Genomic DNA, 14,762 nt, shown 5'->3' on the forward strand with positions numbered 1-14,762 from the left:
CTGCGTTCGTCGCGCGGCGGATGTCAACGAAGCGCGCACCCTCCGTGTGAAACGCGCACAGACAGTAAGGCAGGAGACGCCTATGAACGAACGCCATCACCCGAATTGGCCGCCGCAAGTGCCAAAGCATCTGACGCTGCCCGAAACCAACATTTTCTATAACGCCGAGGTGTCGGCGGCGCGCTATCCGCATAAGCCGTTCATCGTCTTCTACGACACGCCGGTTACGTTCAGCGAGTTCAAGGACGAAGCCGAGCGCATTGCCGGATTTCTTCAGCAGGAGTGCCACGTGAAGGCGGGCGATCGCGTGCTGCTCTACATGCAGAACAGCCCGCAATGGATCATCGCTTACTACGGGATCCTGCGGGCGAACGCCGTCGTGGTGCCGGTCAATCCGATGAACATGAGCGGCGAGCTGGCTCATTACGTCGAGGACAGCGGGGCGACCACGATCATCGCGCCGCAATGCCTGTTCGCGAACGTCGAGCCGCTGATCGGCACCGGCCCCGGTCAAGGCATCGAGCATGCAATCGTCGCGACGTATAGCGATTACGTGAAGCGGCCATCGCCGTTTACCGTGCCGGAATTCGTGGCGGCACCGCGCAAGACCTTCAATATTCCTGGCGTCACGCCGTGGTATGAGGTGCTCGAACGTCATATCGCACCCGGTCCGCTTACCACCGGCCCCGAAGATCTGTGCGTGATGCCGTACACGTCCGGCACCACCGGCAAGCCGAAAGGCTGCATGCATACGCACCGCAGCGTGATGAGCACGCTGCTCGGCGGCTGCGTCTGGTTCTCGGCGCCGTCCGACGGCGTTTATCTATCGATCTTGCCGTTCTTCCACGTGACCGGTATGCAGGGCGGCATGAACAGCGCGGTGTTCTCGGCCGCCACGATCGTCGTGTTGCCGCGTTGGGATCGGGAAGCCGCGGCGCTATGCATGCAGAAATATCGCGTCACCGCGTGGCAGTCGATCACAGCGATGATGGTCGACTTTCTGTCGAATCCGAAGCTCGGTGAATACGATCTGTCGAGCCTGACGGGCGCGCGTGGCGGCGGCGCGGCGATGCCGGATGCGATCGCCAGAAAGCTTAAGTCGATGACAGGGCTCGATTACGTCGAAGGCTATGGCATGTCCGAGACGATTGCGGGCACGCACATCAATCCGCCGCATCGGCCGAAACCGCAGTGCCTGGGCATTCCGGTGTTCGACGTGGACTCGCGCGTGATCGATCCGGTCACGTTGCAGGAACTGCCGCAAGGCGAGACCGGTGAGATCGTCGTGAACGCGCCGCAGGTGATGCAGGGCTACTGGCGCAATCCGAAGGCGAATGAGGAAGCGTTTATCCAGCTCGACGGCAAGCGCTTTCTGCGTACCGGCGACCTCGGTCATATTGACGAGGACGGGTATTTTTTCATGACCGATCGCCTCAAGCGCATGATCAACGCATCGGGCTACAAGGTCTGGCCCGCTGAAGTCGAGGCGCTGATGTACCGGCATCCCGCGATTCAGGAGGTGTGCGTAATCGGTGTGAAGGACGTGAAGCGCGGCGAGACGGTCAAGGCGCTGGTGGTGCCCGCTGCGGCGCATGCCGGCACGATCAGCGAGCAGGAGATCGTCGACTGGTCCCATGAGCAGATGGCGTCTTACAAGGCGCCGCGTATTGTCGAGTTTGTGACGTCGTTGCCCAAGTCGGGAAGTGGCAAGATCCTGTGGCGCAAGTTGCAGGAAGAGGATGCGGCACGCACAGCCGCAGCCAATGAGCGCAACGGCAGTACCGGAGGCACTTCGTCATGACATGGCTCGACGCATTGCTGGACGAACCGTTCGTCTGCATCACCGACATGCTCCGCCGCTTCGCTAAAGAGCGCGGCGACCACGCTGCGTTGATCTGCGACGGCGAGATCGTGACTTACACCGTGCTGGACGCGCGAGTCGATCGCTTTGCCGCCGCATTGCAGCGCGACGGCTTCAATCCTTGCGATGCGATTGCGTTATGCGCAGGCGCCTCGGTGGAATACGCCGTGGCGTTTCTCGGCGGCCTGCGTGCAGGGGCGGTGGTGGCGCCGCTCGCGCCGTCATCGAGCGCGGCGAGTCTCGTCAGCATGATCGGCAACTCGGGCGCGCGGCTGTTGTTCCTCGATGCCGACGTCAAGCGTCTGCTCGAACCCGTTGCCGCTGAGATCAAGGCAATCCCCGTCGCGCTCGATGTGCACGCAGGCAGCACCGCGCTTGAAGCCTGGCTCGCGCCCGGGAAAGGCACGCCTGAACCCGTGACGATCGATCCGACTTGGCCGTTCAACATCATCTATTCGTCAGGCACCACGGGCACGCCGAAAGGCATTGTGCAGTCGCACGGCATGCGCTGGGCCTACGCGGCACGCAGTATTCAGCGCGGCTATGGCCCTGACGCCACGACGCTGATCTCCACACCGTTGTATTCGAACACGACGCTCGTGAGTTTCATGCCGACGCTGACCTTCGGCGGTACGGTGGTGTTGATGCCGAAGTTCAACGCCACACGTTATCTGGAACTGGCGGAGCAGTACCGCGTCACGCATACGATGCTGGTGCCGGTCCAGTATCAGCGCCTGATGGCGCATCCGGACTTCGACCGTTACGACCTCTCCAGCTTTCAGGCCAAATTCTGCACCAGCGCGCCTTTCGCGGCGAGCGTGAAGGCGGACGTGGTGCGCCGCTGGCCGGGCAAGCTCACTGAGTACTACGGCATGACCGAAGGTGGCGGCTCATGCCAGCTGGAGGCCGACGAATATCCCACCAAGCTGCATACGGTCGGCAAACCCGTGGAAGGTCACGATATCCGTCTGATCGACGAACTCGGCAACGAGGTGGCGGCAGGCGAGGTGGGCGAGATCGTCGGCCATTCTCCCGCGATGATGACCGGCTACTACCGTCAACCGGACAAGACGGCCGAGGCGGAATGGTACGACCCGAGCGGCAAGCGCTTCATCCGCACGGGGGATATGGGCCGCTTCGATACAGACGGTTTTTTGACGCTGCTCGATCGCAGGAAGGACATGATCATTTCGGGTGGCTTCAACATCTATCCGAGCGATCTTGAGGGCGAACTGCGCTCACATCCCGACGTCTCGGATGTGGCCGTGGTGGGCGCGCAATCGAAGGAGTGGGGTGAGACACCGGTTGCGTTCGTGGTGCGCAGGCCAGAAGCACTGACCGACGCCGACACGCTGCTTGCGTGGGTCAACGCGCGGCTGGGGAAAATGCAGCGGCTCTCTGCGCTGACTTTCATCGACACCTTGCCGCGCAGTCCGATCGGCAAGGTGCTGAAACGGGACTTGCGCGAGCAGTACTATCCCACTGCACGTTAGCTCGATGTAGATACGCACCAGGCACCTGACTGAATACACCAACCGTCAATGGGACAAATGGGAGAGGGCATGGACAATTTTGAAGGCAAGGTTGCGGTGATCACCGGTGCCGGCTCCGGATTCGGCCGCGAGTTCGCACGGCTCGGCACGAAGCTGGGCATGCGCCTCGTACTCGCCGACGTGCAACAGGACGCACTCGACGAAACGTTCGCCGAGGTGAGCGCAGCCGGCGCGCAAGCCATCGCGCGTCGTGTCGACGTCGCGAAGGGCGAGGAAATCGACGCCCTGGCGCGCGCGACGATCGACACCTACGGCAGTGTGCATCTGGTCTTCAACAATGCGGGTGTGGGCGGCAGCGGCGGCCTCGTATGGGAGAACACCGAACGCGACTGGCAATGGTTGCTGGGCGTCAACCTGTGGGGCGTGATTCACGGCGTGCGGGCGTTCACGCCGCTGATGCTTGAAGCGGCCAAACGCGATGCGGGATATCGCGGGCACATCGTCAATACCGCGTCTATGGCCGGCATGCTCAATCCGCCGATGATGGGTCCGTACAACGTGTCGAAACATGCGGTGGTGTCGTTGACCGAATCGCTGTATCAGGATCTTTCGCTGGTGACACAGCAGGTGGCGTGCTCGGTGCTGTGTCCGTATTTCGTGCCGACTGGTATCGCGACGGGGCATCGCAACCGCCCGTCCGAACTGGCCAACGACACGCCGCCGACCTTATCGCAACGCGTGTCGCGCGTAATGAGCGAGAAGGCGGTGAGTTCGGGCAAGGTGAGTGCGCAAGAGGTCGCGGTGATGGTGTTCGATGCGATCCGCGAAGAGCAGTTCTATATCTTTTCGCATCCCCATGCGCTAGGCGCCGTGAAAACCCGCGCGGAGGATATCGTCACGCCGCGTAATCCGACCGACCCGTTTGCCGAGCGGCCCGAAGTGCGTGGTCAGATTATCGAGGCGTTGAAGGGGTAATCGGGAGCCGGCGGAAGCGCCGGATCCAAAAACAAGAGGCTTCACGTACGCAAGACTTCAAATACGTCAGGCCTCAAAAGCACAAGGCGCCGTGAAAATCACGGCGCCTTTTTTAAGTCTTTCTCTACAGATTCGTCACTTCGCCGCGGCCAGCGAACTCAAGTCTGCCGACTTCAACTGTCCACCCTGAACCACCGCCGCAAGCGGATTGCCGATCACGAAGCCGCCGCGATCGTCGACGCCCGTCACGCTTTGCGGATTGGCCTGCGGCGGCAGCGCCTTCACGGCTTTATCGAACTGGTTGCGGATCGCGGTCGCGTCGCTGACACTGCCGGCCAGCTTCATCGCGAGTGCCGTTGCGTAGACCGCGGTGTAGTTTAGTGAAACTTCCTGGCTCGGGTCCCGCCCGTCGTGGCTCTTGCGATAGCGCTCCACAAACATTTTAGCGTTCGGTGTGTTGTCGTTGGCCAACGGCAGTACCCCGATCGCACCATTCAACGCCGCATAGCCGCCTGTGACTTTAGCCACTTCGTCGAGCTTGGCCTGGTCCATGACGATAAAGCCGCCCTTGAAACCCAATTCGCGTGCCTGCTGCGCAATCAGACCGGTCGGCTCGGACGGGCCGCCGATAAACATCACGTCGGGTTTGGCCGCCAGCACACGGCTCACGCCGCTGTAGAAATCGGTGGCGCGGTTATACGACATGGCATTGTCCGCGACGATCGTGCCGCCGGCCGCTTCCCATGCGGGTTTGAATGCGGCGACCCAGGCCTTGCCGTAGTCGGTATCCGTCGCGGCGAGCGCAACCTTCTTGCCGTAGGTCGCCATTTCGTACTTGACGAATGAGTTCAGGTACGACGTGAATGAGGGCGGAATGCGCACTGTGAGCTTGTTGCCGCGCTCGGTAATCTGCGGCACGCTGGTGTACGAGAGCAGCAGAAGTTTCTGTTGTTCGTTGCTGGTCTGCACCGCGAAGCCGCCGCCCGAATGCGGCACGAGCACCACGGCAGCCTGTTGTTCCTGCGCGAGGCGCCGCGCGTTGATCGCGGTTTCGGCGGGGTTGTACTTGTCGTCGAGCGGCACGATCTCGAACTTGATCTTCTTGCCGGCCACTTCGATGCCGGCCTGATTGACGTCGGCGGCCGCCATCTGCATACCTTCGAGCACTTCCTGACCGTACTTCGCCGCACCGCCGCTTAACGGGCCGGAGTAGCCGATATGCACCACCTGCTGCGCCATCGCGGCGCCAGAGCCCAGCAGCGCCGTCGTGGCGACAGCCGCAACCACTCCAGCGCGTCCGCACAAGCGTTTGATCGTCATACGTGTCTCCTTTGGGATTGTTCGAATGGGCCCGCGCACATGCTCATGTTCATAGCCATGTTCGTGGTCATGCGTCAGGCCATGCAGCAGATTCGTTCAGCCACCGACGTAAGCGCGCCGGATCGCTTCATTGTTCATCAGGCTCGCGTGATCGCCTTCGAGCACGATGCGGCCGTTTTCGATGACATAGGCGCGGTGCGCGATTTTTAGTGCTGCGAACGCGTTCTGTTCGGCGAGCAGCACGGTCGTGCCCGCGCGATTGATCTGCTGGATCACCTCGAATACCTGCTTGACCACCAACGGCGCGAGGCCAAGCGATGGTTCGTCGAGCAGCAGCACCTTGGGACGCGCCATCATCGCGCGGCCGATCGCCACCATCTGCTGCTGGCCGCCGGACAACGAACCCGCCAGATGGTCCTTGCGTTCGGCGAGCAGCGGGAAGAGCGCGAACACCTGGTCGAGATTGCGCTGATTGCCGGCCTTGTCGCCGCGATGCACGTAGGCGCCGAGCGTGAGGTTCTTTAGCACCGACATGCCCGGGAACAGCTTGCGGCCCTCAGGACACTGAATCACGCCGCTGCGCACGATCTGCGCGGGCGACATGCCGAGCAACTCGCGTGTTCCCAGGCGCAGGCTGCCGCTCGAGGCGCGGCGCAGGCCGCTTGTCGCGAGGAAGATCGAACTCTTGCCCGCGCCGTTGGCGCCGAGCAGCACCACCAGTTCGCCGTCGTTCGCGTGCAGCGTGATGCCGTCCAGCGCGCGGAAACTGCCGTAGTCGAGCGCGACGTTTTCAAACTTCAGCATGTTCGCTCCCGAGATAGGCGTCGATCACGGCCGGGTTCGCGCGAATCTCGGCAGGCGTGCCCTCGGCGATTTTCTTGCCGTAGTTCAGCACCATGATGCGGTCGGCGAGCTTCATGATCATGTTCATCTTGTGTTCGACAAGGCACACCGTCACGCCGTGCCTGACCAGCTTGCGGATCAATTCGGCGAGGCCTTCGGTCTCTTCGGGATTGACGCCGCCCGCTGGTTCGTCGAGCAGCATCAGGCTCGGCTCGGTGGCGAGCGCGAGCGCCACGGCGGCGCGTTTGCGCTCTTCCTGCGAGATGTCCCCGGCCATCCGCTCCGCCATCGCCGACAAGCCGACGAAGTCCAGAGCCTCCCGCGCCTTCTCGCGGCAGATGCGTTCTTCCTGCTTGAGCCGCGTTGAATGCGTCAGCACGTCCCACAGCCCCGAGCGCGTGCGCAACCTGTGGCCGACGATCAGGTTGTCGAGCACGCTGGCCCGGTCGAACAGCGCGGTGGATTGAAAGGTGCGCGCGACACCCAGGCGCGCCATCTGATCGGCACCCAGCTTTGTCACGTCCTGGTCTTTAAAGCGGATGCGGCCAGAGCTTGGCAGATGCGTGCCGCTGATCAGATTGAAGAAAGTGGTTTTGCCCGCGCCGTTCGGTCCGATGATCGCGTTGATCTTGCCGGCTTCGATATGCGTGCTGACGTCGTCCACCGCAACGAGGCCGCCAAAGTGTTTGCTGAGCGAGTCGATTTCAAGCATGACGGTCTCCGCGTGCGGGCTGCGACTGACGCGCGACGATGCCGTTTTTCGGCATTGCGCGTTGCGCGCGCCGGTTCTTTCTCGCCATGTACAGACCGACGATACCGTTGGGCAGAAAGATCACCAGCAGAATCAGGATCGGGCCGAACACGACGAAGCGGTACGCCTGCAGAAACTGCAGATACTGGGTGAGCCATGGAATGGCGAGTGCGCCGAGCAGCGGGCCGGCGAGGGTGCCGATGCCGCCCACCAGCATGTACATCGTCATATCGAAGGTATGCTCGACGCCAGCCAGATCCGGTCCGAGAAAGCGCACGGAACCCGCATAGAGGCCGCCCGCGAGTCCCGCATAGACGACCGACAGCACGAAGGCCAGCACCTTGTTGCGCATCAGGTTGATGCCGAGCGATTGCGCGAGGCCGTCGCTATTGCGAATCGCCATGAAGGTCCGGCCGAGCAGCGAGTTGACGATGCGATGCATCAGCCACACGCCGAGCACGAGGAACGCGAACACCAGGTAATAGAGTGGCCGCGGATTCTCAAACGAGACGATGCCGAATCCCGAGGGTGCCGGGATGCCAACGATGTCCGAGACACCGTGCGTAAGGCTGTCCCATTTCTCGATCACGAGAAACATGATGTAGCCGACGCACAGCGTGAAGATCGAAAAGTAGTGGCCGCGCAGGCGCAGCGACACGAGGCCGACCAGCGCGCCCAGTATCGCGACGACGACACCGGAGGCCACGAACGCGAGCCAGAACGGCACCTGATGATCGACCGTGAGAATGCCCACCGTGTACGCGCCCACCGCCATGAAGCTACCGTGCGCGAGGTTGAACTGCCCTGTATAGCCGGTGATCAGATTCAGCCCGACGGTAGCCAGCGCGAAGACGTACGCCGTGGACATCACGGTGAGCATGTAGTCGTTGGTGGCCAGCAACGGAAACACGAGACCGAGCACGAACAGCAGCGCCCACCCCAGCTTGCCCTCGAATAATTTCATGACTGATTTCACGATGCGCGCAGTTCCCTGGTGAACAGCCCCTGAGGACGAACCGACAGAATCACCACCAGCAGCACGAAGGCGATAATGTCCTTGTAGTCGGTCGAAATGTAGAAGGCGCCGAAGCTCTCCGCCATGCCGATGATCAGCCCGCCTACGATCGCGCCCGGCACGCTGCCCATGCCGCCGAGAATGATGATCACGAAGGCCTTCAGGATCACCAGTTGTCCCATCGCCGGATAGACGAGGTTGATCGGCGCGTACAGCGTGGCCGCGACGGCGGCGAGGAGGCCGGAGATGCCGAAAGTCAGCATCGTTACCTTGTTGGCGTCGATACCCATCAGCGAGGCGCCTTCACGGTCCTGCGCCATTGCGATGATGCTCGAGCCAATCACCGTGTATTTGAGGAAGAGTTGCAGCAACACCACCAACGCGAACGCGGCGCCGATGATCAGCAGGCGCTGCAACGGCGCGGTGACGCCGCCCAGATCGACGATGCCGGCATAGGGCGTGGCCATGCGATGAAAGTCCGCGCCCCAGATCGCTTGCGCACCGGCCTCGAGAAACAGCAGAAGGCCGATCGCGGCGATCATCGGGTGCAATTCGGAAGATTTGCGCAGCGGATTGAACACCAACCGCTCAGCGAGGATGGCGAGCACCGCGACCGCGACGCCGGAGCCGATCATGGCGAGCCAGTAGTTCCAGCCGAGCCGGCTCATGAGGTAGAACGAGACGAAGGCGCCGACCATGTAGAACGCGCCGTGGGCGAAATTCGGCACTGCGAGAATGCCGTAGACCAGTGTGAGTCCGAGTGCGACGAGGCTGTAGATGCCACCCAGCGTCAACCCGTTGAGAAACTGCTGCAAAAACATATCCACGCTTTTACACCCTCCAACAGGGCGTGGGGCGCAAACGTCACCTTTTGTTTCTGGGGACGCATCGCCGCACGCCTGACTACGGACGGGACAACAGCCGCTGCCTGAATCCGGCGACCGCTATCGACGGTTGTCGACGGTTTGAAACGCGCACGCATCGGCGCAATGACGAAAAGTGATGTGCGATGGTGTGAGAGAAATTTGGCACGATCGTTCAGTTTGCGTCAATAGGGTTTTCCATTTGATTGTTTTGCATTGCAGATTATTAAGGAAGTCACTTAGAATGCGCGCGCTCCGGGCAGGCATGTTGGACACACCCTGCGCAAATCGCACAAGCGTTGCACCGTCACGTGCATTCAGCATGAATCGAATGCTTGTCAATCACGCCCGCGAATGATCCGACGCGCCGCCCATGCGGCACGTCGGCATCTCGCATTCCACTGCGGCTAGAACATGTGCCGGATGCCGAGGTTCACGCCGGCGCTTGTGCCGGTGGCTTCGTTCAATGCGTTGTTGACGGACAGGCCGGTGTGCATCGCGCCGTGGTTGGTCACGAAGCCGGCTTGCCCATACACCACGGTGGCCTTCGACAGCGAATACTCGACCCCGGTGGACGCCAGTATGGAATTGTTCGACGAGTTGTTCCCGTCGCGCGTGACCCACACGCCCGCGTCGACGTTCAGCGCCGGTGTGATGCGATAACTGGCGCCGCCTGAATAGACGCGATCGTTGAACGAACCGGCCACCTTGTACTGTACGTAGGAAGCCTTCACGGTCAGGTTGTTGAACACGTAACTGGCGCCGATTGCGCGGCCGTCGAATTCAACCACGCTTGGGATCGCGATCGACGCCGCGCTGCCGCCGGCGTTGCCGCTGTAGAGCGCGGCATCCACGGTCAGCGTGCCAAGGTGGTAACGCAGGCTCGCAGAGTACTGGCGGCCTGCCTGAAAATCGCCCGCCTGGCCCCCCAATGCCATCATCGCGCTCGCTTGCAAGCCGGCGATTTCCGGTGACGTGTACGAAATGCCGTTCGGGTTGAACAGGCCGGTCACATAGACGTTATTGAGGTAGGTGATGAGGCCGCTGCCGAAGTACGACATGTCGCGCGGATCGAAGTCGTACACGGCGAGGAAGAAAGGCGAGAACTGCAAACCGGCCTTGACCGTACCGTAGTGGCTGTCCACCCCGACCCACGCTTGCCGCCCGAACTCGTTGCCGTTCGAATTGCTGAGCGCGCCGTTGGCAATGCTGATACCGCTTTCGAGTTCGAAGATCGCGCGCATGCCGCCGCCGAGATCTTCTGCGCCGCGCATGCCGAAGCGCGAGCCGGAGAGGCCGCTGTCAGTGAACGAGTATTGATGGCCGGCGCTCTGGCCGGTCGTCGGGTCAAGTGTTTTGCTGGTATAGAGGAGGGAGGCGTCGACGATACCGTACAACGTGACGCTGCTTTGCGCATGGGCGCACTGAGTCGCGCCCAGTGCGCACGCGCCGACTAATCCGAGAATGGCTCCAAAACGATTGCGATGACTTGCCGGCATGCTTCGTGTCTCCTTGTTTTTTGGAATCGACTGAACTGGCGAAGTAATGCTTGTGGTGCAAGATTCTGGCGATCTGTTGCGCGATGCGATTTCAATAGGCGATAACGGGCCTTTGCAATCTGATCAGGAATACGAAATAGTGGGTCTGATGGTGTGCGCCTGAAGTCCGGTTGCCTGCTGGGTTGTCTCCTGATCGCTGGGGCGGCTCGGCGCTGCTATGAACTCATTGATCGCATGCTTGCGCACAGGATGCAGGTGCAATTTGGCACGACCGTTCGTTCTGTGTCAACGGGGGAAATCGCTCGTTTGGCCTGCAATGCAGGCCAAAATAGGGAAAACACCTAAACCGGAATGGGTGCTTGATTTGCGACGTAAGGCTATGTAATACAAGGAAGTTGGGGGAATTATCCGGTTTGAATTCCCGATCGGTTGGCTATCGCCACAGTTCTGCATTGCAGAACTTTGCCAAGATTGACTCACCGCGACCCAAGCGTCTCTATCAGCATGTCGACGAATGCCTTGACCCGCGCCGTCATCTGCAACTGTTGCGGGTACACCGCGTAAATATCGGCACCCGGCGTGCGGTATTCCGGCAGGACATGGATCAGGCGGCCGTCGGCGAGATACTCCGCGATATCCCATTCGGCTCGCATCAGAATGCCGTGGCCATCCAGCGCCCACTTCACCGCGATCTCGCCGTCGTTGGTGGTGAGGTTGCCGCGCACGCGTACCGTATCGGTCTTTTCGGCTGCACCGCGTCCGCTGGTCAGACGCCATAGCCCATAGCCGTCGCCGCCCTGACGAATGCCGATGCAGTTGTGCTGCGATAGCTCTGCCGGATTGCGTGGCGCGAGCCGGTTGGCGAAATACGCAGGCGCTGCGCAAAGCAGCCGCCGATTGGACGCGACCCGGCGGGCAATCACGCGAGCATCCGGCGGTTCGCCAAAGCGCACGCACACGTCGAAGGCGTCGTCGCTGAGCGGCGGTGGGTCGACGGAGAGTTGCAATTGCACGTCCACCTCGGGAAAGCGCCGCACAAACCGGGAGATGAACGGCGCCACATGACTGCGGCCGAAGCCGAGGGTCGCGTTGACGCGCAGCAGGCCTTTCGGCGCCGCTTGCGAGCCGCCGAGCAACTGCGCCAGATCGTCCATTTCGCTCAGGATGCGCCTCGCGCGAGTCAGATAGAGCTCGCCCTCCGGCGTGAGGCTCATACGCCGTGTCGTGCGATTGACGAGCGCCACGCCCGCCCGCAATTCCATTTGCGACAGGTGCTTGCTCACGGCCGCCGTACTCAAACCAAGTTCGCGTGCCGTCGCAGTGAGGCTGCCGCTTGCGGCGAGTGTGGAGAAGAACGCGAGGTCGTCCGGTTGTATCGACGAGGTCATTTTGAGTGGGCCCATAAGCGGGCTCGTCGGTAGGGTCAATGGCCAGGCCGACAAGCGGGCCAGTGAGCCGCTGATTGTTAACTTCAGGTTAAGGATGCTTTGAGTCTAGCAGCGTTTTCGCGAGCGGTCCCCGTTCTAGGATGCAGCCATACGTTCAACATCAAGGAGACGCCAGTGAAGACCTACCGCATCGCAACCATTCCCGGCGACGGCATCGGCAAGGAAGTCGTGCCCGCGGGTCAACGGGTTCTCGAAGCCATCGCCGCGCGAAACGACGCTTTCGGATTCGAGTTCGAAAATTTCGATTGGGGCGGTGACTTTTACCGCCAGCACGGTGCGATGATGCCGGCCGATGGGCTGGATGCGATCCGCAACAAGGACGCGATTCTGTTCGGCTCGGCGGGTGACCCGCATATTCCCGATCACGTGACGCTGTGGGGTTTGCGCCTGAAGATCTGCCAGGGCTTCGATCAGTATGCGAATGTGCGTCCCACCCGCATTCTTCCCGGCATCGACGGGCCGTTAAAGCGCTGTGGGCCGAAGGATCTCGACTGGGTGATCGTGCGCGAGAACTCGGAGGGCGAGTACGCCGGCGTAGGCGGGCGCGTGCATCAGGGCCATCCGATCGAAGTGGCAACCGATGTCTCGATGATGACCCGTGCAGGCGTCGAGCGCATTCTTCGGTTCGCGTTCCGTCTCGCCCAGTCGCGGCCACGCAAGCTGCTGACGGTGATCACCAAAAGCAATGCCCAGCGGCACGCGATGGTCATGTGGGACGAGATCGCCCTTGAGGTATCGAGGGAATTTCCCGACGTCCAATGGGACAAGGAACTCGTCGATGCCGCCACCGCGCGCATGGTCAACCGTCCCGCGACGCTCGATACGATCGTCGCGACGAACCTTCACGCGGACATTCTCAGCGATCTGGCCGCGGCACTGGCCGGCAGCCTCGGCATCGCGCCGACCGCGAATCTCGACCCCGAGCGCCGCTATCCCTCGATGTTCGAACCGATTCACGGCTCCGCTTTTGACATCATGGGCCAGGGGCTCGCCAATCCGGTCGGCACGTTCTGGTCGGTCGTGATGATGCTCGAGCATCTCGGCGAGACGGGCGCTGCCCAGCAACTGATGAACGCGATCGAACGCATCACGGCTGACCCGGCGCTGCACACCCGCGACCTTGGCGGCACGGCCACGACCGTACAGGTGACCGATGCCATCTGCGCGATCCTCGCAGCGGAACCGGCGGCGCAGTTCAAGGCGGCCTGAACCCGCAATACGCGACACGCAACGCGCAACACGTGCATCAGACAAAAACATAACGCCCGGACGAACACGTCACGGGCGATTTAAAGACTGGAGACTGGCATGGCCAATGAATTGCAAGCCCGTGTGGTGCGCAAGCTGACGTGGCGCATTTTGCCCTTCGTCATGCTGCTTTACTTTGTCAGCTTTCTCGACCGCGTGAACGTCGGCTTCGCCGCGCTCACGATGAACAAGGACCTCGGCCTCTCGCCGACCATGTTCGGGCTCGGCGGCGGTATCTTCTTTCTTGGCTACTTTCTGTTCGAAGTGCCCTCGAACCTCATTCTGAACAAGGTCGGCGCGCGCATCTGGATTGCACGCGTGATGGTGACATGGGGGCTGGTGTCGGCGGCTTCCGCGTTTGTCGTCGGGCCGAACTCGTTCTATACGCTGCGCTTTTTGCTCGGTGTGGCCGAAGCCGGATTCTTTCCCGGCATCATTCTTTATCTCAGCCAGTGGTTTCCGGCGCGGCAGCGTGCAGTCGCAGCCGCCGCGTTCATGGCGGCCGCGCCGCTGTCGACGGCAATCGGGTCGCCCATTTCAGGCGCCATCATGCAGATGCCGGCCCTGTTCGGACTGAAAGACTGGCAATGGCTGTTCATCGTCGAAGCAATTCCTGCTGTCGTACTCGGATTCGTGGTTCTGAAAGCGCTCACCGATTCACCAGAAAAGGCGACGTGGCTTGCCGCGGATGAGAAATCGTGGCTTATCGCGACGTTGCGCGAAGAGCGGGCAGGACGTGAATCGCAGGCAGGCCATGCGGCCGGTGCGCTCGCGGCGCTGCGCGACCCGCGCGTGTGGATCATGTCGATGATTTACTTCGGCACTTCCGCAGGCCTTTATACGCTCGGGCTATGGGCGCCGCTGATCATTCGTCAATTCGGCTTTAGCGCGTTGGGCACGGGTGCGTTGAATGCAATTCCCAGCGTGCTGGCGGTGGTCGGCATGGTGCTGTGGGCGCGCCATTCGGATCGCACGGGCGAGCGCACCTGGCATGTAGTGATTCCGTGCGTCGCGGCAGGCGTCGGACTCGCATGGGCAGGCTTTGCGGATACCATCGTCGCGGTGGTGCTGGCGTTGATCGTCGTGAACGTGGGCATTAGCGCGGCCAAGGCGCCGCTGTGGGCCATGCCGAGCACCTTTCTCTCGGGCGCCGGTGCAGCGGCCGGTATCGCCATGATCAATTCGATCGGTAATCTTGGCGGTTTTGTCGGCCCGTTCGCAATCGGCTGGCTGAAGAGTGTGACGGGTGGATATGCTGCCGGACTTTACGTGGTGGCCGCGAGTCTCGCGGTATCCGCCATGCTCGCTTTGGCTGTCGGCCGGCGAGGCTATCGGGCGGCGCCCGCGGCGCAGTGATCTCGCGGGTTTCTGGCCGTCTGCACGTCTGCTCGGTTTGCTGATTGTTCTGCGAATCGTTCAGAACCGAATGGGGATGAGAACCGTTGG

General features: G+C 61.7%; 12 protein-coding genes. 5 read left to right on the top strand and 7 right to left on the bottom strand.

What is annotated here, in order from left to right:
* Positions 1-82: 82 nt before the first annotated feature.
* The 3 genes from PQQ96_RS05515 to PQQ96_RS05525 all read left to right on the top strand — a co-directional run bounded on the left by PQQ96_RS05515 (position 83) and on the right by PQQ96_RS05525 (position 4,329).
* Positions 83-1,801 (top strand): long-chain fatty acid--CoA ligase, encoded by a 1,719-nt coding sequence (locus PQQ96_RS05515; RefSeq protein ID WP_408289807.1) that lies wholly within the window; start codon positions 83-85, stop codon positions 1,799-1,801.
* The gene (locus PQQ96_RS05520) at positions 1,798-3,354 is read left to right on the top strand and encodes a class I adenylate-forming enzyme family protein (RefSeq protein WP_408289809.1); all 1,557 of its coding nucleotides are present in this window, start codon (positions 1,798-1,800) and stop codon (positions 3,352-3,354) included. Before PQQ96_RS05515 ends, PQQ96_RS05520 begins: the two co-directional genes overlap by 4 nt.
* Positions 3,355-3,423: 69 nt before the next feature.
* A complete protein-coding gene (locus tag PQQ96_RS05525; RefSeq protein WP_408289811.1) occupies positions 3,424-4,329 on the top strand; it encodes an SDR family oxidoreductase in 906 nt (301 codons plus the stop codon).
* A gap of 135 nt (positions 4,330-4,464) precedes the next feature.
* Here the strand turns inward: PQQ96_RS05525 and PQQ96_RS05530 are convergent, their stop codons facing one another.
* From PQQ96_RS05530 to PQQ96_RS05560, 7 genes are all read right to left on the bottom strand, one after another.
* Entirely contained in the window at positions 4,465-5,649 is a 1,185-nt protein-coding gene (locus PQQ96_RS05530) for an ABC transporter substrate-binding protein (RefSeq protein ID WP_408289813.1), read from the bottom strand.
* Positions 5,650-5,745: 96 nt separating this feature from the next.
* Positions 5,746-6,453 (bottom strand): ABC transporter ATP-binding protein, encoded by a 708-nt coding sequence (locus PQQ96_RS05535; protein ID WP_408289815.1) that lies wholly within the window; start codon positions 6,451-6,453, stop codon positions 5,746-5,748.
* Entirely contained in the window at positions 6,440-7,204 is a 765-nt protein-coding gene (locus PQQ96_RS05540; protein WP_408289817.1) for an ABC transporter ATP-binding protein, read from the bottom strand. The genes PQQ96_RS05535 and PQQ96_RS05540 overlap by 14 nt, the downstream gene beginning before the upstream one ends.
* Positions 7,197-8,207 (bottom strand): branched-chain amino acid ABC transporter permease, encoded by a 1,011-nt coding sequence (locus PQQ96_RS05545; protein ID WP_408289819.1) that lies wholly within the window; start codon positions 8,205-8,207, stop codon positions 7,197-7,199. The genes PQQ96_RS05540 and PQQ96_RS05545 overlap by 8 nt, the downstream gene beginning before the upstream one ends.
* Positions 8,208-8,215: 8 nt before the next feature.
* A complete protein-coding gene (locus PQQ96_RS05550; RefSeq protein WP_074287603.1) occupies positions 8,216-9,085 on the bottom strand; it encodes a branched-chain amino acid ABC transporter permease in 870 nt (289 codons plus the stop codon).
* A 443-nt stretch (positions 9,086-9,528) separates the two neighbouring features.
* Positions 9,529-10,620, bottom strand: coding sequence for a porin (locus PQQ96_RS05555; protein ID WP_408289821.1), 1,092 nt, complete (start codon positions 10,618-10,620; stop codon positions 9,529-9,531).
* Positions 10,621-11,096: 476 nt separating this feature from the next.
* Positions 11,097-12,008 (bottom strand): LysR family transcriptional regulator, encoded by a 912-nt coding sequence (locus PQQ96_RS05560; RefSeq protein WP_408290027.1) that lies wholly within the window; start codon positions 12,006-12,008, stop codon positions 11,097-11,099.
* A gap of 174 nt (positions 12,009-12,182) precedes the next feature.
* On the opposite strand from PQQ96_RS05560, the gene PQQ96_RS05565 reads away from it, so the two are divergent.
* Both PQQ96_RS05565 and PQQ96_RS05570 read left to right on the top strand, forming a co-directional pair.
* A complete protein-coding gene (locus tag PQQ96_RS05565; RefSeq protein ID WP_408289823.1) occupies positions 12,183-13,277 on the top strand; it encodes a tartrate dehydrogenase in 1,095 nt (364 codons plus the stop codon).
* 99 nt (positions 13,278-13,376) lie between these two features.
* On the top strand, positions 13,377-14,672 hold the full coding sequence (locus tag PQQ96_RS05570) for an MFS transporter (RefSeq protein ID WP_408289825.1): 1,296 nt from the start codon (positions 13,377-13,379) through the stop codon (positions 14,670-14,672).
* Positions 14,673-14,762 lie beyond the last annotated feature (90 nt).

This window comes from Paraburkholderia sediminicola, assembly GCF_046027825.1.
GTDB classification, from domain to species: Bacteria; Pseudomonadota; Gammaproteobacteria; order Burkholderiales; family Burkholderiaceae; genus Paraburkholderia; species Paraburkholderia sediminicola_D.

Bases quoted from the DNA above. Each gene is read 5' to 3' on its own strand.
- PQQ96_RS05515 (WP_408289807.1), top strand. From the start codon at position 83: ATGAACGAACGCCATCACCCGAATTGGCCGCCGCAAGTGCCAAAGCAT.
- PQQ96_RS05520 (WP_408289809.1), top strand. From the start codon at position 1,798: ATGACATGGCTCGACGCATTGCTGGACGAACCGTTCGTCTGCATCACC.
- PQQ96_RS05525 (WP_408289811.1), top strand. From the start codon at position 3,424: ATGGACAATTTTGAAGGCAAGGTTGCGGTGATCACCGGTGCCGGCTCC.
- PQQ96_RS05530 (WP_408289813.1), bottom strand. From the start codon at position 5,649: ATGACGATCAAACGCTTGTGCGGACGCGCTGGAGTGGTTGCGGCTGTC.
- PQQ96_RS05535 (WP_408289815.1), bottom strand. From the start codon at position 6,453: ATGCTGAAGTTTGAAAACGTCGCGCTCGACTACGGCAGTTTCCGCGCG.
- PQQ96_RS05540 (WP_408289817.1), bottom strand. From the start codon at position 7,204: ATGCTTGAAATCGACTCGCTCAGCAAACACTTTGGCGGCCTCGTTGCG.
- PQQ96_RS05545 (WP_408289819.1), bottom strand. From the start codon at position 8,207: ATGAAATTATTCGAGGGCAAGCTGGGGTGGGCGCTGCTGTTCGTGCTC.
- PQQ96_RS05555 (WP_408289821.1), bottom strand. From the start codon at position 10,620: ATGCCGGCAAGTCATCGCAATCGTTTTGGAGCCATTCTCGGATTAGTC.
- PQQ96_RS05560 (WP_408290027.1), bottom strand. From the start codon at position 12,008: ATGACCTCGTCGATACAACCGGACGACCTCGCGTTCTTCTCCACACTC.
- PQQ96_RS05570 (WP_408289825.1), top strand. From the start codon at position 13,377: ATGGCCAATGAATTGCAAGCCCGTGTGGTGCGCAAGCTGACGTGGCGC.